The organism is Flavobacterium sp. (assembly GCF_027484205.1).
Classification (GTDB): Bacteria; Bacteroidota; Bacteroidia; order Flavobacteriales; family Flavobacteriaceae; genus Flavobacterium.
Genome location: NZ_JAIXUB010000013.1, coordinates 210,381 through 231,365 on the forward strand (window position 1 = coordinate 210,381; position 20,985 = coordinate 231,365).

Genomic DNA, 20,985 nt, shown 5'->3' on the forward strand with positions numbered 1-20,985 from the left:
TCTTAACGAATTCTACTTGAGTTTTCATCTATTGCTCTTTCTTTAAATTCTTGATCTTTTATTTTTCCAAAGGAATATCGCATTGCTATTGATACCAAATGCAAATCGGTGTAAAAAACTCCTTTTGATATCACATTATTACTGCTGAAATTTTCATTGAACTTTACTTTTCTGAAAATATCGTTATAACTCAGCGTGCAACTTAAATTCTTGAAAAGAGTTTTTGAAACTGCCATGTCGAATGTAATTAATCCGTTTCTTTCAAAAACTCCTTCAGTTCGTTGTGTTATTCCCCAACTTGTTAAGGATAATTCTATAGCTTTTGGAAGTCGAAAAATGTTGTTAGAATAAAAATATAAATACGGTTTTGATGGATTTACAACCGATACTTTATCTTCAATGGTGTTGATTATTCCATTAATTGTATTGGTAGATGTCCAAATTTTATATTTAAACGGAATTGTAAATTCTAGATTAAAACCTGATTCTTTTTCGAAATTTTTTGTCTGAAATGTTAGTAAATTTTGCGAATTATTGTAAGATGATGCATAATAAACTGGATCTTTTATATCGTAATAACTCAGTTTTACCGATTTGTCTTTAAATTGATAAGCAAGTGAAACTTCATCGGTAATTGTTGGATTTATGTTGATGTTGTTATTCCAAACAAGATACGGATTGATATACGTTGAAAGTTGGCTTGCTGTGGAAAAATTAGGTCTTGAAATACTTTTAGCATAATTAAAAGTCATTGTATTGGTGCTGTCAATTGGGGTTTCAATTTCAAGTTTTGGAAAAAAATTCGTGTAATTTTTATCGATTACCAAATTACTTTCAGAAGAATTTTTCCCTTTTGCAATAGTATTTTCAACTCTTAATCCGATTGAATAATTTACTTTCTTTATTGTTCCAGATAAATTGGTATATGCCGCATTATTAGTTTCTTTATAATTATAATTTGAAGATAAATTTGAACTTGGATTTATGGTATTAACTTCAAAATCGGTTGTTGGATTAGCTTTTAGAAAAAGAACACCCATCTCAAATTTCATTTTATTTTTAAACTCTTTTTCAAAATCGAAACGTACCGAATAAACATTAATTTTTATCTTTTGAAATCTGTTTTGAGATAATTCAAAACTAGTATCGTTGAAATTATTAAATATCTCGCTATCAATTTCTTGATTAAAATTTGAGATTTGAAATCCTGTAAATAATTGTCCGTCAATACTTTTTATCTTATGATTGTAGTTCAAAAACACATTAGTAAAGTTTCTAAATTCATCATTTGTATTCAAAGTATTAATATTATTAATAGTCGTTTGTTGCTGATTATAAGTATTCGTAACAATGTCAAAAATATCTTTTTGTGCACGTCTGTTGGCATTTAACGAAAAATAATCATCTTCATTTATTTTGTAAAAAATGCCTCCACCAAAAATAAATTGTGGTCGCTTAGTAATTGCTATAACATTATAATTTGAAACAATATCGTAGTTTGGAATCGTAAAATTATTTCCATTGCCTTCCCAAACTTTGATTTGATTGTAATTGAAATTGGTTTTGAATTCTAACTTTTTCTTTTTAAAACTCGAGTTAATTCCGAAATAATTATTGAACTTTTTTTGAAAAGAAGCAGTTTCAGAAATAGTTACTTTGAAACCTTCTTTCTTACTTAGTTTTCGGGTTATCAATAGTACAACTCTTCCATTGGCTTCATATTTTGACGATGGATTGTTAATGATTTCAATCGATTTGATATCATCAACTGACAACGAATTCAAATCATTCATAGTAACAATTTGATTGTCGATATATATAATTGGAGTTCCTTTTCCGATTACTGTGATAGATTCTTTATCTGGACTAATTTGGATTTTAGGAAGTTTTGCTAACAAATCAACCATATTGGGAACTGAATTAAAAATGGAATTGGCAACATCAATTTTTATGTTTCCGTTCTTGTTGGTGAATGTTTTAACTTCTTTTACAATTTTAACTTCTTCTATAACTTTAGGTTTTTCTTGAGAGAATAAAAATTGAACAATCAATATACTAATCAAAATAAGAATCTTTTGCATAACATTTATTTTAATGCAAATTTGATTGAATATTTTTCTACGAAAGTTAATTGAGAGTTAATGCAAGGTTAATGCAAATTATTATAAAAAAAAGCAGACCTGTAAGCCGGATTCTGTTCTCGTCCCAAAAGACGATACCTTATCATTTATCTAGTCGCGTTGTTACCAACGAGATCAATCTTTCTACCCTTCGACAACGGACGAGTAATCCTTTTTATCCCGAAATTTCGGGAGTCGATATACTTGAAATTTCACCGCATAGAGTTTACCTGGTTTCACTACAGCCGAACTGTACATACTTTCTGTTGCACTTGTCCTCGTCTTTCAACGGTTGGGCGTTACCCAATATGCTACTCTTTGGTGTCCGGACTTTCCTACTCGTCCCAAAAGACGAGTCGATAAGGCGGTCTGCAGTGCAAAGGTAGAACTTAATATTAGATTTTAGACATACGATTTTAAATATGTATATAATTCAATATTTGATTTAATTCTGTACTTTTATTAAAATTATTTATATGAAAATTAGATTTTTTCTATTATTGGTTTTATTTGGAATTAATAATTGTTTGGCTTGTAAATGTGTCGAGTATTCTATTAAAGAAAAAGTCAATATTGGTTTCAAAAAAGCAGATATTATTTTTTATGGTGAATTGATAAAATATGATACCCTAAAAATGACATATAGCTTTAAAATCTATGAAATCTTTAAAGGTAAAGTAGCATCAAAAATTATTAATGGAAATGCTGAAGGCTCAAGTTGTGATTTATTTCCTAATGAAAAAGGATTGTGGATTGTATATGGCAACTTCAATTCTGATAAAACATTAATTGGATTAAGCGCATGCTCTCCTACTCAATCACAAAATTTTGGACCTGGATTTCCTCCAATTCCATTTAAATTTGATTCTAAAGGAAAAATTATATCTAAAAATGAAATTGAAATGAGTTTATTTAATTTAGAAAATCAAAATAAATCTTTACAATCCTTCATATACCAATTAGAAAAACTAAGACAATACAAACAAAATCAGAATACAATTTCTGAAAATTCACAAAGTAGTTTCTATCAAAAAATAGTAATTGTATCTGTAATAGTTAATGCAATTTTATTTTTAAGTTTAATAATGGTAATTAACCGAAAAAGAGTTTGATTTTTTTTGATTGTTATTGCTTTTGATTTTTGAAATTGATTTTTTTAAATCTATATTTGTAATCCAATAAAATTCTATGGAACAATTTGTAGTATCAGCTCGTAAGTATCGTCCACAAACGTTTAAAGACGTTGTTGGTCAGCAAGCTATTACGAATACTTTGTTGAATGCTATAGAAACTAATCATTTGGCCTCTGCCCTATTATTTACTGGTCCAAGAGGTGTTGGAAAAACTACTTGTGCGAGAATTTTGGCTCGAAAAATTAACCAACCAGGTTATGATGATCCAAATGAAGATTTTGCTTTTAATGTTTTCGAATTGGATGCAGCTTCAAACAATTCAGTTGATGATATTCGAAATTTAATTGATCAAGTTAGAATACCGCCACAAACAGGACAATATAAAGTTTATATTATTGATGAGGTTCACATGTTGTCATCTGCCGCTTTTAATGCGTTTTTGAAAACATTAGAAGAACCGCCAAAACATGCTATTTTTATTTTAGCGACTACAGAAAAACACAAAATTATTCCGACGATATTATCTCGTTGTCAGATTTTTGACTTTAAAAGAATTACAGTTAAAGATGCTAAAGAACATTTGGCAGAAGTAGCTACAAGTCAAGGAGTTCAATTTGAAGACGACGCTTTACACATTATTGCTCAAAAAGCTGATGGTGCGATGCGTGATGCTTTATCGATTTTTGATAGAGTTGTTTCGTATTGTGGCAACAATTTGACACGTCAAGCTGTAACTGAAAATCTTAATATACTTGATTTTGAAACGTATATTAAAGTAACCGATTTGATTTTGGAAAACAATATTCCAAGTATCTTGATTGCCTATAATGATATTTTATCAAAAGGTTTTGACGGACATCATTTTGTATCTGGATTGGCTTCGCATTTTAGAGATTTATTGGTTTGCAAAAATCCGGCAACTTTAGTTTTATTAGAAGCTGGTGAGCAAGCGCAACAACTTTATGGTCAACAAGCACATAAATGTCAATCGGATTTTCTTTTAAAAGCGATTGAAATTGCCAACGATTGTGATTTAAAATACAAGGTTTCTCAAAACCAACGTTTGTTAGTTGAACTAACTTTAATGCAACTTTGCTCTATCGATTTTGATGGAGAAAAAAAAAAGTTGACTTTATAATTCCACCGACTTATTACAGAAACAATAGTTATTCTATAACGGAAGTTGGAAGTCAGAAGATTGAAGATGGAAGTCAGAAGACTGAAGTTAGAAGTCAGAAGACAGAAGATGGAAGCCAGATGACCGAAGATGGAAGCCAGAAGATCGAAGATGGAAGTCAGAAGGTGGAAGATGATAATTCTAATAAAAAGACAAATTTAGAAATTGTTCCTGAAGCTCCAAAACCTGAAATTGATTTAAAACCTGAAACCCAAAACCTGCAACCTGCAACTAATAACGTTTCTGCTTTATCTTTATCAAGTATTCGTGCGAAAAAAGAGTTGATGGAAGCTCAAAAAGGTGTTGTAAAAGTGGAAGAGCATTTGCCTAGTGAAGCTTTTACAGAAACCGAAATGCTTGAACTTTGGTATAAATTTGCTGACCGATTAGGTGATAAAGGTGCAAAAATCATGGAGTCATTACTAAGAATTAGTGATCCTAAACTTGATGGCACTATCATTGTTTATGAACTTCCGAATGAAGGTTCTAAAATTGATTTTGACAAAGCTAAACCAGAACTATTGGGATATTTAAGAGGACATTTACACAATCATGACATTACAATTGAAGTTGTTGTGAATGAAGAAGTGAAAGTTAAAAATGCGTTTACACCACAAGATAAATTCAATCGATTGAATGAAATCAATCCAAATTTAGAGTTATTAAAAAAGACGTTTGACTTGGATTTATAACATAAAAAAATCGCTTTTTTCAAAGCGATTTTTTTATTTAAAACATTTACTAAAATTAATTTTTAGCTTTTAATGCTTTGTACTTATCCGTTAATTCTAAGAAATTATAAACAGTCAATAAATTAGATTTAACAACTTCATTTTGAGGATCTAATTCAATAGCTTTTTCTAATAATGGTAAAGCGCTATTAAATAATTTTACTCTTTCCGCTTTTAAATTGTCATATTTTTTCAAATCTGCTGCACTTGTACCTAATTTATTCATTTCTTCAACAATTTTCCCATCAGGTTTTAATTTTAAATCAGACAAATTCAAATAAGCATTTACATAATCAGGTTTTAACTGAATTACTTTATTATAATATTTTTCTGCTTCATCATATTGTTTAGTTTCTGTTGAAACCACACCAAGATTAAAAATCAAATCTACATCATTCGGATTTGCAGCTAGTGCTTGACCAACTAACTCTTTATATTTTGCAAAATCATTAAGTTTATAATACAAATCTGCTTCTGTTAGAATTAAAGAAGTATCATTTGGATTGTCTTTTCTAGCTTCACTGATAGCAGCTTTTGCTTCATCAGTTTTATTTTGTTGTAATAAAATTAAAGCAATATTTTTATAGATTTCTCCTCTTTTTGATGGAATTTTTTCTTCTTTTGGATTATTATGCGTTTTAAGTCTTATAAAACTATCTCTTACATTTTTATCATCATAAGTTTCAACCTCACCAGTTGCTATATTTTTTGCAGTGTATAAAGTTTTCTCACCAGAATAATTGATTGTTTTTAATTCTTTATAATATTTTAAAGCACTATCAAAATCTTCACCATTGACAGCATAACCTGCAGCATAATATAAGTTTTCTTGATCTTTTTTATCCAATTGGTAAATTGCATATAAAACTTCTGATGATTCTTTATATTTTTTTTGATTTCCTAATGCTACTGCATAATTCAACATTTCAGGCTTAAAAGAAGCGATAGTTTCATTAATATCATCAGTGTAAACTTTTTTTCCGGTTTTTTTCTCAAAATCTAAAGTTGCATTTAAACCTGTTGCCAAATCAGAAATTGATTTTGCATTAACAAATTTCATCATCTGAGCAGGAGTGGCTGCTGGACCTAAAGAAGAAATTTCCATTATTGGAAGCATACATTTGTAAAAATTTGTATAAATTTTGTCACTTTCTTCTGTTGCTAGCGGTTCTAATTTATTTAAATTTGATTTATAATCAGCAATATCAGATGCACTTGGAATTTCTTTAGCATAGATTTTTTTTAACGCTTTCAACTCATCCTTTTGGGAGAAAGAAGCAACAGAAACTAATAATGTACTAGCAATTATTATTTGTTTAATTTTCATAATGATATTATTTAATTGTTTTTTGTGTTAATTAACAAAAGCTATGCCACCAAATAAATGTATCAGGAAACACAGCTTTTGCATTTATTTTATTTTAAAATTTATTCTTCAGAATCATCATCAGCGTCATCACCTTCTTCATCTTGATTTTCTACAACATCGTCATCATCTGCATCATCTTCAATAACAGCATTTGGATCGATTTCTAATTCTTCACCGTCAATTGCCACAGCTTCTTCTTCTTCATCTTTCATAACTTTAGTTACAGCTGCAATTGAATCGCTTCCTTTTAAGTTAATCAATCGAACTCCTTGCGTAGCTCTACCCATAACTCTTAATGTAGAAACATCCATTCTGATTGTTAATCCAGATTTATTGATAATCATTAAATCATCAGCATCTGTTACTGTATTAATCGAAACTAATGCACCCGTTTTTTCAGTAATGTTTAATGTTTTCACACCTTTTCCACCACGATTGGTTATTCTATAAACAGCTTCTCCTTCGTCTTCAAGTTTGGTTCTTTTTCCATAACCATTCTCTGTAACTACTAATAATTGAGTCTCATTAATGTTATTTTCATCAACAGAAACCATTCCGATTACTTCATCTTGGTCGTCTCTTAATGTAATTCCACGAACTCCAGAAGCTGTTCTACCCATTGGACGAGTTTTAGCTTCTTCAAAACGAACTAATTTACCAGATTTAACAGCAATTAAAACTTGACTTCTTCCGTTAGTTAACTCTGCTCCTAATAATTCATCGTCTTCCTTAATTGTGATTGCAGCTACACCATTAACTCTTGGTTTAGAATATTTCTCTAAAGATGTTTTCTTCACCTGACCTTTTTTAGTAGCCATGATGATGTAATGCTCTTTAATATATTCAGGATTTTTTAAATCTTGTGTACAAATAAATGCTTTTACTTTATCATCACTTTCAATGTTGATAAGGTTTTGAAGTGCACGACCTTTACTTTGTTTATTTCCTTCTGGAATTTCGTAAACACGCATCCAATAACATTTTCCTTTTTGTGTAAAAATCAATAAATAATTGTGATTAGTTGCAACAAATAAATGTTCTAAGAAATCTTGATCTCTTGTTCCAGCACTTTTTTGTCCAACTCCACCTCTATTTTGAGTTTTGTATTCTGTTAAAGATGTACGTTTAATGTAGCCAGCATGCGAAATAGTAATTACCACATTTTCATCTGCAATTAAATCTTCAATACTAACATCACCACCAGCATATTCAATTGTTGAACGACGCTCATCACCATATTTATCTTTAATTTCAACCAACTCCTCTTTAATCAAAGCCATACGCATTTCTTTGCTAGCTAATAATTCTTTCAAGTGGTTGATTAATTTCATGATTTCTTCATACTCTGCACGAAGTTTATCTTGCTCAAGACCTGTTAATTGTCTTAAACGCATTTCAACAATCGCACGAGCTTGAATATCTGATAAACTAAATCTTTCTATTAATTTAGCTCTTGCTTCTTCTCCATCTTTAGAAGCACGAATTAATGCAATTACTTCATCAATATTGTCAGAAGCAATGATTAAACCTTCTAAAATGTGAGCTCTTTCTTCAGCTTTTCTTAATTCAAATTGTGTTCTTCTAACTACAACATCATGACGATGTTCCACAAAATAATGAATCAATTCTTTCAGATTCAACATTTGAGGTCTTCCTTTTACTAATGCAATATTATTTACACTGAATGAAGATTGTAATTGCGTGTATTTATATAAGGTATTTAAAACTACATTAGCAACAGCATCACGTTTTAAAATATAAACGATACGCATACCATTTCTATCCGATTCATCACGTATGTTAGCAATACCTTCAATTTTTTTCTCATTAACCAAGTCCGCTGTTTTCTTAATCATTTCAGCTTTGTTAACTTGGTATGGAATTTCGGTAACAATAATCGATTCTCTTCCGTCAACTTCTTCAAAGCCAACTTTAGCACGCATTACTATTCTACCTCTTCCTGTTTTGAAAGCTTCACGAACGCCTTCATAACCATAAATTACACCACCAGTTGGAAAATCTGGTGCTTTAATATGGTTCATTAATTCATCAACTTCTATTTCTTCATTATCAATATAAGCTAATGTTCCGTCAATAACTTCAGATAAATTATGAGGTGCCATATTTGTAGCCATACCTACTGCAATTCCTGATGCTCCATTTATTAATAAATTAGGAACACGGGTTGGCATAACAGTTGGCTCATATAAAGTATCGTCAAAGTTCAATTTGAAATCAACGGTTTCTTTGTCAATATCTGCCATAATGTCTTCCGACATTTTTTTCATTCTTGCTTCAGTATAACGCATTGCAGCAGGACTATCACCATCAACAGAACCAAAATTACCCTGACCATCAATTAATAAATAACGTAAACTCCATTCTTGCGCCATACGCACCATTGCATCATATACCGAAGTATCTCCATGTGGATGGTACTTACCTAAAACTTCTCCAACAATTCTTGCGGATTTTTTGTGAGCTCTATTAGAAAAAACTCCTAAATCATACATTCCATAAAGTACTCTTCTGTGTACTGGTTTCAAACCATCACGCACATCTGGCAATGCTCTAGAAACAATAACTGACATCGAATAATCGATGTAAGCTGACTTCATTTCGTCTTCAATGTTAATAGGAATTAACTTTTCTCCGTCAGACATATTTATAAATTTTTAAAATAAATTAATTTAGAATTCAAACGTGCAATATACATCTTTTTGCTATTTTTAAAAGTATTTTCAAAGACTAATTTCAATGATTTATTAACAAAATTGACTAATAAAATGGTTAATAAATTAGCAAATTGTTAGTATTTTATTCAAATATTTTTTTGTCAATTTACTGACAAGTGTTTTCCTCGGAATGATATTTGTAATAATTCAAGTAATTCACTAAATTTACCTCAATAATACTATATAAATATGGATGATAATTTTTCTCCAAGAGTTAAAGATGTTATTACCTACAGTAAGGAAGAAGCATTACGTTTAGGCCACGACTTTATTGGTACTGAACACCTTATGCTGGGGATTTTGAGAGATGGAAACGGAAAGGCAATCAATATTTTGAATAGTCTTTCTGTAGATTTAGAGCATTTACGACGTAAAGTAGAAGTTTTAAGTCCGCCAAATCCTAATGCAGAAACCAGCATAGAAAAGAAAAACTTGCACTTAACAAGACAAGCAGAACGCGCTTTAAAGACTACTTTTCTTGAAGCTAAAGTTTTTCAAAGCACCTCAATTAGCACGGCACATTTATTGTTATGTATATTGAGAAACGAAAATGATCCCACAACAAAGCTATTGAATAAGATGAAAATCGATTATGAAATAGCAAAAGAACAATATTTAGATATGACACCAAAAGACGAAGATTTTTTAGAAAATTTACCAAGAAACGAATCGTTCAATGAAGATTCAGGTCAAGATGACAGTATGAAAGGCGACAGTTTTAATACACCTGCCAATAAATCCAATAAGAAATCTAAAACTCCTGTTTTGGATAACTTTGGACGTGATTTAACAGAAATGGCAGAAGAAGGAAAACTTGACCCTGTAGTAGGTCGCGAAAAAGAAATTGAAAGAGTTTCCCAAATTTTAAGCAGAAGAAAGAAAAACAATCCTTTATTAATAGGTGAACCTGGAGTTGGTAAATCGGCTATTGCTGAAGGTTTAGCCTTGAGAATTATCCAAAAGAAAGTTTCGAGAATCCTTTTCAATAAAAGAGTTGTAACTTTAGATTTAGCAAGTTTAGTTGCCGGAACAAAATACCGTGGACAATTTGAAGAGCGAATGAAAGCTGTAATGAATGAGTTGGAGAAAAACGACGACATCATTCTGTTTATTGACGAAATTCACACCATTGTTGGTGCTGGTGGAGCAACAGGTTCGCTTGATGCTTCTAACATGTTCAAACCTGCCTTAGCAAGAGGTGAAATACAATGTATTGGAGCCACAACACTTGATGAATACAGACAATACATTGAAAAAGATGGTGCTTTAGAAAGACGTTTCCAAAAAGTAATTGTAGAACCAACTTCGGTTGTGGAAACCATTACTATTTTAAATAACATCAAAAATAAATACGAAGACCATCACAATGTAACTTACACTGACGAAGCAATTGAAGCGTGTGTAAAACTTACAGACAGATATATGTCAGAACGTTTTTTACCAGACAAAGCAATTGATGCATTAGACGAAGCGGGTTCAAGAGTTCATATTACAAATATTGATGTTCCAAAACAAATTTTGGATTTAGAACGTCAATTGGAAGAAGTTCGTGAGCTTAAAAATTCTGTTGTAAAAAGACAGAAATATGAAGAAGCAGCCAAACTTCGTGATGACGAAAAGAAACTAGAAAAAGAACTTGCTATTGCTCAAGAACAATGGGAAGAAGATTCTAAAAATAATCGCATTCAAGTTACAGAAGATAATGTTGCCGATGTGGTTTCGATGATGACAGGAATTCCAGTAAATAGAATTGCTCAAACTGAAAGTAATAAACTAGCTAATCTACCTGAACTACTTCAAGGTAAGGTAATTGGACAAAACGAAGCTGTATTGAAAATTGCTCGTTCCATTCAAAGAAATCGAGCTGGATTGAAAGATCCAAATCGTCCTATTGGTTCATTTATTTTCTTAGGTTCGACAGGAGTTGGAAAAACACAATTAGCAAAAGTTTTAGCAAAAGAACTATTTGATTCTGAAGATGCGTTAATTCGTATTGATATGAGTGAATACATGGAGAAATTTGCTATTTCTCGTTTAATTGGTGCACCTCCAGGATACGTTGGATATGAAGAAGGTGGACAATTAACCGAAAAAGTGAGAAGAAAACCATATTGTGTTGTATTGCTTGATGAAATTGAAAAAGCACATCCAGATGTTTTCAATATGATGTTACAAGTTTTAGATGACGGTTATTTAACTGATAGTTTAGGAAGAAAAATTGATTTTAAAAATACAATTATCATCATGACTTCTAACGTTGGTGCGCGTCAATTGAAAGATTTTGGTCAAGGTGTTGGTTTCGGAACTGCTGCCAAAGTAGCTCAAGCGGACGACCATTCTAAAGGAATTATCGAAAATGCTTTGAAAAAAACATTTGCGCCTGAATTCTTAAACAGAATCGACGATGTAATTGTATTTAATTCATTAGAAAAACATGATATTGACAAAATCATCGAAATCGAATTGAAAAAATTATATTTAAGAATTGCAGATTTAGGTTATACATTAACATTATCTGACAAAGCAAAAGCTTACATCGCTGAAAAAGGATTTGATAAACAATTTGGCGCAAGACCTTTAAAAAGAGCTATTCAAAAATATGTTGAAGATACGCTTGCCGAAGAAATTATTACTTCAAAAATCAATGCAGGTGACGAAATTTTTATGGATATCGAAGATGGTGCTGACGAATTAAACGTAAAAGTTCAAAAGAAAGAAGAACCAACAAGTTAAAATTTAATCATCAATATTTCAGCCACGAAATACTTGAATTACTCTAAATAATTAGTGAAAATTCCTGTAATTCGTGGCTTAATTTTTTAATCAAATGCAACAAAACAAAATCATTTTAGGTTCTGAAGAATGGTGTTCTTTTCCAGAATTAGGAATTCCTGCAATAAAAGCACGTGTCGATTCGGGTGCAAAAACTTCTGCTTTACATGCCATAAACATTGCACCTTTCGTAAAAGATGGAATCAACTGGGTAAAATTTGACATCAATCCTATTCAAAATAATCTCAAAACAGTTATTCATTGTGAGGCAATTCTAATAGACAAACGTGTTGTAAAAAGTTCGAGTGGTTTTCGTGAACAACGTTATGTAATTCAAACCGAAATCAAACTTGGAAATGACTCTTGGAAAATCGAAATGACTTTAACCAATCGAGATTCTATGGGATTTCGAATGCTTCTTGGTCGTGAAGCCATGAGCGGAAGAATTCTAGTTGATCCAGAACAAAAATATCTGTTAGGCCAAACTACTACAGAAAATTTAAAAGATTTGTATGTGAATTCAATTGCAAATAAATCCGGTTTACGAATTGGTTTATTAGCAAGTAATCCCGAATTATACAGCAACAAACGAATAATGGAAGCTGGTGAAATGCGTGGTCATGAAATGCATTTTCTAAACATCAAAGAATGTTACATGAAACTCGATGCCGACCAACCCGAAATTCATTATCGTGGTGGAAAAGTATTAGATAATTTTGATGCTGTAATTCCACGAATTCGCCCAAGTATTACGTTTTATGGTTGTGCTTTAACGAGACAATTCGAAGCAATGAAAGTTTATTGTTTGAATTCGGCTGCTGCCATAACACAATCGCGTGATAAATTATTTTCATTGCAATTATTACTCAGAAATGGTGTCGATATTCCAACTACAGGATTTGCCAATTCACCTTTAGATACAGACGATTTGATAAAAATGGTTGGTGGTTCGCCATTAATTGTGAAATTATTAGAAGGAACACAGGGAAAAGGAGTTGTTTTAGCCGAAACAAAAAAAGCTGCAGAATCAGTAATTAATGCATTTAAGAGCTTAAATGCCAATATTTTAGTTCAAGAATTTATCAAAGAAGCTAACGGAAAAGATTTGCGATTATTTGTTGTTGATGGAAAAGTAGTTGCATCGATTCAACGTGAAGCTGCTCCGGGAGAATTCAGAGCCAACATTCACATGGGAGGAACTGCTTCAATTGTGAAACCAACAGCCGATGAAAAACGAATTGCTATAAAAGCAGCAAAAGCTATGGACTTAAGAGTTGCGGGAGTTGACATCATTCGTTCTACAAAAGGACCACTTTTATTAGAAGTAAATTCATCGCCAGGATTAGAAGGAATTGAAGGAGCAACTAATAAAGACATTGCTGGTGAGATGATTAAAGCGATTGAAAATAATATTAAGAAAAAGTGATTATTGAAAACTAACTTATGAATCCTTATTTAGATATTACTATTCGAAGTGTTTCTGTTTATTTTTTTATGATTATTGCACTCCGAATCTTTGGAAAAAAGCAATTATCACAACTAAATACAGCCGATGTAATCTTGATTTTACTGATTAGTAATTCGGTTCAAAATGCTATGGTTGGAAGTAATACATCACTTTATGGTGGAATTGTAGCTGCATTAGCACTTTTTATTATTAATTATGTTTTCAAAAAAGTGATGTCAAAATCACAATTCATAAAAAAACTAGTTCAAGATACGCCAGAAATTCTTATTCACAACGGAAAAATCGAATTCAAAACCATTGGAAGATTAGGAATAACTGATGATGAACTCAAAGAAGCTATGCGTGAACATGGAGTAGAATTTTATAAAGATGTCAAATTAGCCATGTTCGAAGTTGATGGAAGCATCAGTATTATTTCGGGTGATAAAGATTTAAAACAAACCCATCACAAAAGAAAAATTCATAAAACATTAGGAAATTTAAACAATTAAATATGACCAAGAACAGACTTGAAGCCTTCAGCGATGGTGTTTTAGCAATTATTATAACCATCATGGTATTAGAATTTAAAGTACCGAATGATGCTACATTTGAATCCGTTGTAAAATTATCTCATAAATTTTTGAGTTATATTTTGAGTTTTATTTATGTTGGAATTTATTGGAACAATCACCATCATTTACTTCAAACAGCAAAAAATGTCAATGGAAAGATTCTATGGGCAAACTTACATTTATTGTTTTGGCTTTCGTTAATTCCTTTTGCTACCGCTTGGATTGGTGAACATCATTTTGCTTCTTTTCCGATGATGCTTTATGGAATTATTTTATTAATGAACGGAATTGCTTTCAATATTCTTCAATTTACAATCATTAAACATCATGGCAAAGATTCAATTTTATATAAAGCTGTTGGTAAAGATTTTAAAGGAAAAGCATCTGTTGTTTTATATTTAATTGCTGTATTTTTAACCAAATATTATCCAATAGCATCAGGTTGTATTTATATTCTTGTAGCATTGATGTGGCTTGTGCCCGATAAACGAATTGAAAAAGTTTTAGAAGAGAATAATTAATAAACAAAATATGAATTTACCATCACAAATCATCGTAGGATTTATCGCTTTCATTCATTTGTACATTCTTTGGTTAGAAATGTTTGCTTGGACAACTCGTGCCAAAAAAGTATTCAAAACTATTCCTGAAGATCAATTTGAAAAAACCAAAGTCATGGCTGCCAATCAAGGTTTATACAACGGATTTCTTGCTGCGGGATTGATTTGGTCGCTCTTTATATCAGATGCTAATTGGAGTAAAAATGTTGCGTTATTTTTTCTAATCTGTGTTTTAGTTGCCGGAATTTATGGTACAATGACGGTTTCTAAACGAATTTTGTTTGTTCAAGCTGTTCCCGCTATTTTTGGGATTTTGAGTTTGATATTTTAATTTTATAATTTTTATTAAAAACGAAAGTAATCTTTATGAAAAAAATAGTATTTCTTTTTTTTATTACTATCTCGATAAATTTTGCTTCATCCCAAAATTATGTTTTGCAAAATGAAATTTTAGTTTTCGGTTTCGAAACACAAAATGGAAAAAAAATGGTTTTAGCAAAAGATAAAAATGATGCGTACATCATTTATAGATTCGGAACAAAAAACAAAATTGAGTTAGAATTTCCTAGTAAAAATGAAGACAGTTGGAAAAAATTTGAATATTCGTTCTACTTACGTGGTGGCGGAATAGAAAATGAAGGAATGGATTTGAACTACGTTAAGTTTTCTAATGGTGAATATAAATATTTGATTTATGACACTTATTATTCTATTAATAACGAAAAATTATTAGGAATTAAAATAACTAACTTGAAAAGTGGGGAAATAACTGATATTGTTGGAAAAAAAGGAACTAGAAAAGGAACATTAATTGATTTTAGATTTAATAAATTATTGAAAATTAATGATGAAATTGAAGAATAGATTGTCATATTTTTATCTTAATTTCTGAATTCCAACATCAAAAAATTGAGCAACCTTTTCTGCTAATTCTTGAGCAATTTTTTCAGGTAATTGTCTATTAATAAAAATATCTTTATTGAATAAATAAAAATCAAATTGAACAAACCAACCCATACTCAAATTACTTGATTCATAGTTGATTGTAATGTACTTAATTTGATGTAAATCTGTGATTAATTTTTTATCAACATACAATTTAGTATTTTTTTTTTCAAGCAATTTTCTTCCGTATTTTCTCCACTCCAAATACGAATTAAGACTTATATAGATAAAAATTGATAAACAGATAAAATAGCCAATAAAAAAATCAAAGAAGTCGATGGATTTCCATTTTACAAAAAACAAAATTGAAATAAAAAAAAGCACTATAAAACCTACTTTTACTATTGTCAAGGTTTTATCAAATGGAAACTTGATATAAAGTTTATTTTCGCTTTCTATAGTTATAAATTTTTTCAAACTACTCCTCCAAATCAATCAAAAAAGTATTTAAAAAAGCAACCGATTTTTCAATATCATAATGCAGAATTCGATCTTCTTTTACAAATGGAACTTCTTCACGATAGGATTTTAAAAACATTTCAATAAAAGCACTCGATTGTAAAGGTCTTCTAAATTCAATAGCTTGAGAAGCATTCATTAATTCGATGGCCAAAATGCGCTCTAAGTTTTCCATGATTTTCAAACATTTGGTTGCTGCATTTGCTCCCATGGAAACATGATCTTCTTGTCCGTTACTCGAAACAATGCTATCAATACTTGCAGGTGTTGCCAATTGTTTGTTTTGACTAGCGATACTAGCTGCCGTATATTGCGGAATCATAAAACCTGAATTCAAACCTGGATTATCAACCAAAAAAGCTGGTAATCCTCGTAATCCTGAAATCAACTGATAGGTTCTTCTTTCTGAAATACTTCCTAATTCCGATAAAGCAATCGCAAGAAAATCTAAAGCCAAAGCCAAAGGTTGACCATGGAAATTTCCACCTGAAATAATCACGTCTTCTCCAACAAAAATATTTGGATTATCGGTAACCGAATTGATTTCTGTCTTGAAAACTTTCTTTACATAATCAATCGTATCTTTCGAAGCACCATGTACTTGTGGAATACATCTAAATGAATACGGATCTTGAACATGTTGTTTTTCTTGAGCAATAATTTGACTGTCTTCTAACAAATCTGTAATTCTTCTTGCAGTAACAATCTGACCTTTATGAGGACGAGCATAATGTATCAACTCATTAAAAGGTTCAATTCTTCCATCAAATCCTTCAAGTGAAATTGCAGAAATAACATCGGCTAAATAAGAATATTTCATCGCTTTTAGCAAAATATAACTTCCGTACGAACTCATAAATTGGGTTCCATTCAACAAAGCCAAACCTTCTTTTGATTGTAAAACAATTGGTTTCCAATTAAATTTCTTCAAAACTTCAGATGAATGAACTTTTTTACCTTCAAAATTTACTTCGCCTTCTCCTAATAACGGAAGCGATAAATGTGCTAGTGGAGCCAAATCGCCACTCGCTCCAAGCGAACCTTGAGTATAAATTACAGGCAAAATATCATGATTATAAAAATCAACTAATCGCTCAACCGTTTGCAATTGAACACCTGAATTTCCATAACTCAAACTCTGTATTTTAAGCAACAGCATTATTTTCACTATCTCTTGCGGTACTTCATCTCCAGTTCCACAAGCATGCGATTTCACCAAGTTTTCTTGAAGTTGCGATAAGTTTTCATTAGATATTTTTACATTACATAACGAGCCAAAACCAGTATTGATTCCGTAAATCGGTTGGTCGTTCGAAGCCATTTTCTTATCCAAATATTCACGACATTTTTGAATATTGATTTTTGCTTCTTCTGATAAGGCAATAGATTTATGTTGCGATATAATGTCTTGCAAAGTCTCTAATTGCAACACTTCCGAACTGATGTAATGCGAATGCTCCATTTTTAAATGTAATTTGACCTCAAAATTCCGCAAACAATTGTTAAAATCCAACTATTTTAACTTCTATTTTATTATCAAATCAATAATTTTTAGCATTTATAACGATTCAAATAATTTATTTCAAATGCGATAACGATGTAAAATTGTGATATTCATAAAAATACAAACAACATTTTTTTGATTAACAAAAAATACTACTTTTGAAATGTATGTTGAACAACAAAAATAATATCACTTCATTTTTCACAACCAGTACTTCGGTTGCGACTTTTGTTGGCACAACATCTACAACAACTACAACCCCATTTGGGGTATAATTTTCACATATAATCCAATTTCTATGGGCTTTCAATTGAGAGCTAATTATTATTAACCACATAGAAACATAGCAGTCACATAGCTAAGAAGGTTTCATAGGTATTTCATTTAAACATAGATAATAAATAATTAAAAGTAAATAGATATGCGTATAAACATCATGATATCTATATGGAAAAAAGAAAAATATGAATACACAAAAACAAATTGATGACTTAACATACAAAATCATTGGAGCTGCAATTGAAGTTCACAAAATAATGGGAAGAGGTTTACTCGAAAGTGTTTACCATCAATGCTTAAAAGAAGAGTTAAATATCAGAGGAATTAAGTATGTTTCTGAAATGAAAATTCCTTTAATTTATAAAGAAAAAGAACTAATTTCAGATTTTAGGTGCGATTTATTAGTCGAAAACTTGATTATTGTAGAATTAAAAGCAATTACAGAAATACATCCAATTGTTGAAGCACAAATTTTAAATTACATGAAACTTACAAAATCACCAAAAGGAATACTGATAAATTTTAATTGTTCAAACATCTTCAAAGACGGACAAAAAACCTTTGTTAATGAATATTATAAAAACTTGCCAAATAACACATAAAAGATATAAAGTGCTATGAAATCTATGTAAAGCTAAGCGACTTTACTTCAATCAAAATTCTATGAAATCTATGTGGTTTAAAAAATAAAAACTATGATAACACTAAAATTCGGCGGAACATCTGTAGCAAACGCCCAAAACATAAAACTCGTAATCGATATTGTCCATCAAAAAGCCAAGGAAAACAAACTTGCGGTAGTAGTTTCTGCATTAAGTGGCGTGACAGATATGCTTATCAATGCTTCCAAAAAAGCTGCCGCAAAAGATGAATCGTATAAAAATGCAATTGACGAAATCAAGCAAAAACATTTTGATGCTATTGCTGATTTAGTTGATAATTCAAATCAAAATCAATTACTAATTAAGATTAACAGTCAAATAAATCAATTGCAGACCTTGCTTGATGGCTGTTTCCTTTTAGGCGAATTATCTCCAAGAACTGCTGATGCTATTGCAAGTTTTGGCGAATTATTGTCTTCCCAAATCATTGCAACTGCTTTGCAACAAACCATTCCGAATAGTACTTTTAAAGACAGTCGTGAGCTAATCAAAACCAATTCTAACTTCGGTAAAGCTTCTGTAGATTTTGATATAACAAATAAATTAATTGCTGATTATTTTAGTTCCAATAAATCGCAAGTCGTTCTTTTACCAGGTTTTATTGCATCTGATGAATTGGAAAATACTACAACTTTAGGTCGTGGCGGTTCCGATTATACAGCTGCCATAATTGCTAATGGAACAAAATCGGATGCTTTGGAAATTTGGACTGATGTGAATGGGATGTTTACTGCCAATCCGAAAATTGTAAAACAAGCGCAACCTATTGAATCGATTTCCTATCAAGAAGCGATGGAATTGTCACATTTTGGTGCGAAAGTTTTGTATCCGCCAACAATTCAACCAGTTTTAAATTCGCAAATTCCAATTTGGATCAAAAATACTTTTGAACCTCAAGCTTTTGGAACCTATATTTCAAATGAAAATCATGTTTCCAATAACCCAATAAAAGGAATTTCGCACATTGATAAAATTGCATTGTTAACTTTAGAAGGTTCAGGAATGATTGGAGTTGCTGGTTCATCTAAAAGATTATTTTCTGTTCTTTCGCAAAATAATATCAACGTAATTTTTATCACACAAGCGTCATCAGAACATTCTATTTGCATCGGAATTCAAAATCAAGATGCTGATTTGGCAAAAAAAGCAATTGAAACTGAATTCCAATTAGAAATTAACCAAAATAAAATTGATCCATGCCTAGTTGAAAAAGACTTGTGCATTGTAGCTTTAGTTGGTGAAAACATGAAGAATCACCAAGGTTTGAGTGGCAAAATGTTCAGCACTTTAGGAAAAAATAACGTAAATATTAGAGCCATTGCGCAAGGTGCTTCTGAAAGAAATATTTCGGTAGTAATCAATGAAAATGATGTTAAAAAAGCTTTGAATACATTACACGAACGCTTCTTTGAAGACAATACCAAACAGTTGAATTTATTCGTAATGGGTGTTGGAAATGTAGGTGAAAAATTCATTGACCAAATCAACCAACAAAAGAAATTCTTAAAAGAAAATCTTAAAATAAATGTCCGTGTAATTGCACTTTCAAATTCACGCAAAATGGTTTTTGATGAAGACGGAATGAATTTAAAAGATTGGAAATCAATAATAGAAAACGGTTCAAATGCTAATGTTTCCGAATTTATTTCAAAAGCCAAAAGTTTGAATTTACGAAACAGTATTTTCGTAGATATTACTGCTAATCATAACATTGCATCAATTTATGACCAATTCTTAAAACAAAATATTGCAGTCGTTACTTGCAACAAAATTGCGTGTTCTTCTCAATTTGAAAATTACAAATATTTAAAATCTTTATCAAGAAAATACAACGCTCCTTTCCTATTTGAAACTAATGTTGGAGCAGGTTTACCAATCATTGATACACTAAAACATTTGATTGCTTCAGGTGATAAGGTCAATAGAATCAATGCTGTTTTATCGGGAAGTTTGAATTTTATTTTTAACAATTTTAGTGATTCATACAACTTTCATGATGTAGTAAAAGAAGCTGGCGTACAAGGCTTTACCGAACCTGATCCGAAAATAGATTTAAGTGGTGTTGATGTGGCAAGAAAAATTCTAATTCTAATTCGCGAAAGCGGTTACGAAATGGAAATGGAGCATATTGAAAACAATTGTTTTTTACCACAAGAATGTATGGAAACTACTAATAATGAAGATTTCTTTAAATCGTTAACCAAACATGCTAACCATTTTGAAAACCTTTTAGCCGAGGCAAAATCGAAAGATTCTCGATTAAAATTTGTAGCTTCGTTTGATAACGGAAAAGCAAGTGTTGGTTTGCAATTTATTCCGAAAGAAAGTCCGTTTTACAATTTGGAAGGAAAAGATAATATTGTCGAATTTTACACCGATAGATACGTTGACCAACCATTAATTATAAAAGGAGCTGGTGCTGGTGCAGCAGTTACCGCATCGGGAATTTTTGCCGATGTAATTAGAATTGGAAATGTATAATAAGCCACAAAGTCGCTAAGACACAAAGAATTTAGC

The 20,985-nt window shown here is 30.9% G+C and carries 16 protein-coding genes and 1 other RNA gene; 11 read left to right on the forward strand and 6 right to left on the reverse strand.

Going from position 1 to position 20,985, the window contains the following annotated elements:
- Nucleotides 1–2: 2 nt before the first annotated feature.
- Together Q0049_RS05145 and rnpB are read right to left on the reverse strand one after the other, a co-directional pair.
- Nucleotides 3–2,081, reverse strand: a complete 2,079-nt coding sequence (locus Q0049_RS05145; RefSeq protein WP_298117292.1) for a TonB-dependent receptor — start codon at nt 2,079–2,081, stop codon at nt 3–5.
- Nucleotides 2,082–2,167: 86 nt separating this feature from the next.
- Nucleotides 2,168–2,496, reverse strand: an RNA gene (rnpB, locus tag Q0049_RS05150) — RNase P RNA component class A.
- Nucleotides 2,497–2,596: 100 nt separating this feature from the next.
- Here rnpB and Q0049_RS05155 point away from each other — a divergent pair.
- The 3 genes from Q0049_RS05155 to Q0049_RS05165 all read left to right on the forward strand — a co-directional run bounded on the left by Q0049_RS05155 (nt 2,597) and on the right by Q0049_RS05165 (nt 5,122).
- Nucleotides 2,597–3,232, forward strand: coding sequence for a hypothetical protein (locus tag Q0049_RS05155; protein ID WP_298117295.1), 636 nt, complete (start codon nt 2,597–2,599; stop codon nt 3,230–3,232).
- A 76-nt stretch (nt 3,233–3,308) separates the two neighbouring features.
- A complete protein-coding gene (gene dnaX / locus Q0049_RS05160; RefSeq protein ID WP_298117297.1) occupies nt 3,309–4,391 on the forward strand; it encodes a DNA polymerase III subunit gamma/tau in 1,083 nt (360 codons plus the stop codon).
- Between the two features lie 119 nt (nt 4,392–4,510).
- Nucleotides 4,511–5,122 (forward strand): hypothetical protein, encoded by a 612-nt coding sequence (locus Q0049_RS05165; RefSeq protein WP_298117299.1) that lies wholly within the window; start codon nt 4,511–4,513, stop codon nt 5,120–5,122.
- Nucleotides 5,123–5,177: 55 nt separating this feature from the next.
- Here Q0049_RS05165 and Q0049_RS05170 read toward each other — a convergent pair whose 3' ends face one another.
- A complete protein-coding gene (locus tag Q0049_RS05170) occupies nt 5,178–6,488 on the reverse strand; it encodes a tetratricopeptide repeat protein (protein ID WP_298117300.1) in 1,311 nt (436 codons plus the stop codon).
- 101 nt (nt 6,489–6,589) lie between these two features.
- Nucleotides 6,590–9,193, reverse strand: coding sequence for a DNA gyrase subunit A (gyrA, locus tag Q0049_RS05175; protein WP_298117302.1), 2,604 nt, complete (start codon nt 9,191–9,193; stop codon nt 6,590–6,592).
- A gap of 261 nt (nt 9,194–9,454) precedes the next feature.
- On the opposite strand from gyrA, the gene Q0049_RS05180 reads away from it, so the two are divergent.
- The 6 genes from Q0049_RS05180 (at nt 9,455) to Q0049_RS05205 (ending at nt 15,483) form a co-directional block, all read left to right on the forward strand.
- On the forward strand, nt 9,455–11,998 hold the full coding sequence (locus Q0049_RS05180) for an ATP-dependent Clp protease ATP-binding subunit (RefSeq protein WP_298117304.1): 2,544 nt from the start codon (nt 9,455–9,457) through the stop codon (nt 11,996–11,998).
- 94 nt (nt 11,999–12,092) lie between these two features.
- A complete protein-coding gene (gene rimK / locus Q0049_RS05185) occupies nt 12,093–13,463 on the forward strand; it encodes a 30S ribosomal protein S6--L-glutamate ligase (RefSeq protein WP_298117306.1) in 1,371 nt (456 codons plus the stop codon).
- A gap of 17 nt (nt 13,464–13,480) precedes the next feature.
- Complete coding sequence (locus tag Q0049_RS05190) at nt 13,481–13,996, forward strand: DUF421 domain-containing protein (RefSeq protein WP_298117309.1); 516 nt, start codon at nt 13,481–13,483, stop codon at nt 13,994–13,996.
- Nucleotides 13,997–13,998: 2 nt separating this feature from the next.
- Nucleotides 13,999–14,580, forward strand: a complete 582-nt coding sequence (locus tag Q0049_RS05195) for a TMEM175 family protein (RefSeq protein WP_298117311.1) — start codon at nt 13,999–14,001, stop codon at nt 14,578–14,580.
- 10 nt (nt 14,581–14,590) lie between these two features.
- A complete protein-coding gene (locus Q0049_RS05200) occupies nt 14,591–14,950 on the forward strand; it encodes a DUF1304 domain-containing protein (protein ID WP_298117313.1) in 360 nt (119 codons plus the stop codon).
- Nucleotides 14,951–14,985: 35 nt separating this feature from the next.
- Nucleotides 14,986–15,483, forward strand: coding sequence for a hypothetical protein (locus Q0049_RS05205; protein ID WP_298117315.1), 498 nt, complete (start codon nt 14,986–14,988; stop codon nt 15,481–15,483).
- A 12-nt stretch (nt 15,484–15,495) separates the two neighbouring features.
- Here the strand turns inward: Q0049_RS05205 and Q0049_RS05210 are convergent, their stop codons facing one another.
- Nucleotides 15,496–15,741 (reverse strand): hypothetical protein, encoded by a 246-nt coding sequence (locus tag Q0049_RS05210; protein ID WP_298117317.1) that lies wholly within the window; start codon nt 15,739–15,741, stop codon nt 15,496–15,498.
- A gap of 241 nt (nt 15,742–15,982) precedes the next feature.
- On the reverse strand, nt 15,983–17,485 hold the full coding sequence (gene hutH / locus Q0049_RS05215) for a histidine ammonia-lyase (RefSeq protein ID WP_298117319.1): 1,503 nt from the start codon (nt 17,483–17,485) through the stop codon (nt 15,983–15,985).
- A 506-nt stretch (nt 17,486–17,991) separates the two neighbouring features.
- On the opposite strand from hutH, the gene Q0049_RS05220 reads away from it, so the two are divergent.
- Nucleotides 17,992–18,408 carry a GxxExxY protein gene (locus Q0049_RS05220; protein WP_298117321.1) on the forward strand — a complete coding sequence of 139 codons (417 nt, stop codon included), beginning with the start codon at nt 17,992–17,994 and terminating at the stop codon, nt 18,406–18,408.
- A 93-nt stretch (nt 18,409–18,501) separates the two neighbouring features.
- The gene (gene thrA / locus Q0049_RS05225) at nt 18,502–20,949 is read left to right on the forward strand and encodes a bifunctional aspartate kinase/homoserine dehydrogenase I (RefSeq protein ID WP_298117323.1); all 2,448 of its coding nucleotides are present in this window, start codon (nt 18,502–18,504) and stop codon (nt 20,947–20,949) included.
- The last annotated feature ends 36 nt before the right edge of the window (nt 20,950–20,985 follow it).

Excerpts from the sequence above, each read along its gene's own strand:
- Q0049_RS05145 (WP_298117292.1), bottom strand. The coding sequence starts at position 2,081 with ATGCAAAAGATTCTTATTTTGATTAGTATATTGATTGTTCAATTTTTA.
- Q0049_RS05155 (WP_298117295.1), top strand. The coding sequence starts at position 2,597 with ATGAAAATTAGATTTTTTCTATTATTGGTTTTATTTGGAATTAATAAT.
- dnaX (WP_298117297.1), top strand. The coding sequence starts at position 3,309 with ATGGAACAATTTGTAGTATCAGCTCGTAAGTATCGTCCACAAACGTTT.
- Q0049_RS05165 (WP_298117299.1), top strand. The coding sequence starts at position 4,511 with ATGACCGAAGATGGAAGCCAGAAGATCGAAGATGGAAGTCAGAAGGTG.
- Q0049_RS05170 (WP_298117300.1), bottom strand. The coding sequence starts at position 6,488 with ATGAAAATTAAACAAATAATAATTGCTAGTACATTATTAGTTTCTGTT.
- gyrA (WP_298117302.1), bottom strand. The coding sequence starts at position 9,193 with ATGTCTGACGGAGAAAAGTTAATTCCTATTAACATTGAAGACGAAATG.
- Q0049_RS05180 (WP_298117304.1), top strand. The coding sequence starts at position 9,455 with ATGGATGATAATTTTTCTCCAAGAGTTAAAGATGTTATTACCTACAGT.
- rimK (WP_298117306.1), top strand. The coding sequence starts at position 12,093 with ATGCAACAAAACAAAATCATTTTAGGTTCTGAAGAATGGTGTTCTTTT.
- Q0049_RS05190 (WP_298117309.1), top strand. The coding sequence starts at position 13,481 with ATGAATCCTTATTTAGATATTACTATTCGAAGTGTTTCTGTTTATTTT.
- Q0049_RS05195 (WP_298117311.1), top strand. The coding sequence starts at position 13,999 with ATGACCAAGAACAGACTTGAAGCCTTCAGCGATGGTGTTTTAGCAATT.
- Q0049_RS05200 (WP_298117313.1), top strand. The coding sequence starts at position 14,591 with ATGAATTTACCATCACAAATCATCGTAGGATTTATCGCTTTCATTCAT.
- Q0049_RS05205 (WP_298117315.1), top strand. The coding sequence starts at position 14,986 with ATGAAAAAAATAGTATTTCTTTTTTTTATTACTATCTCGATAAATTTT.
- hutH (WP_298117319.1), bottom strand. The coding sequence starts at position 17,485 with ATGGAGCATTCGCATTACATCAGTTCGGAAGTGTTGCAATTAGAGACT.
- Q0049_RS05220 (WP_298117321.1), top strand. The coding sequence starts at position 17,992 with ATGAATACACAAAAACAAATTGATGACTTAACATACAAAATCATTGGA.
- thrA (WP_298117323.1), top strand. The coding sequence starts at position 18,502 with ATGATAACACTAAAATTCGGCGGAACATCTGTAGCAAACGCCCAAAAC.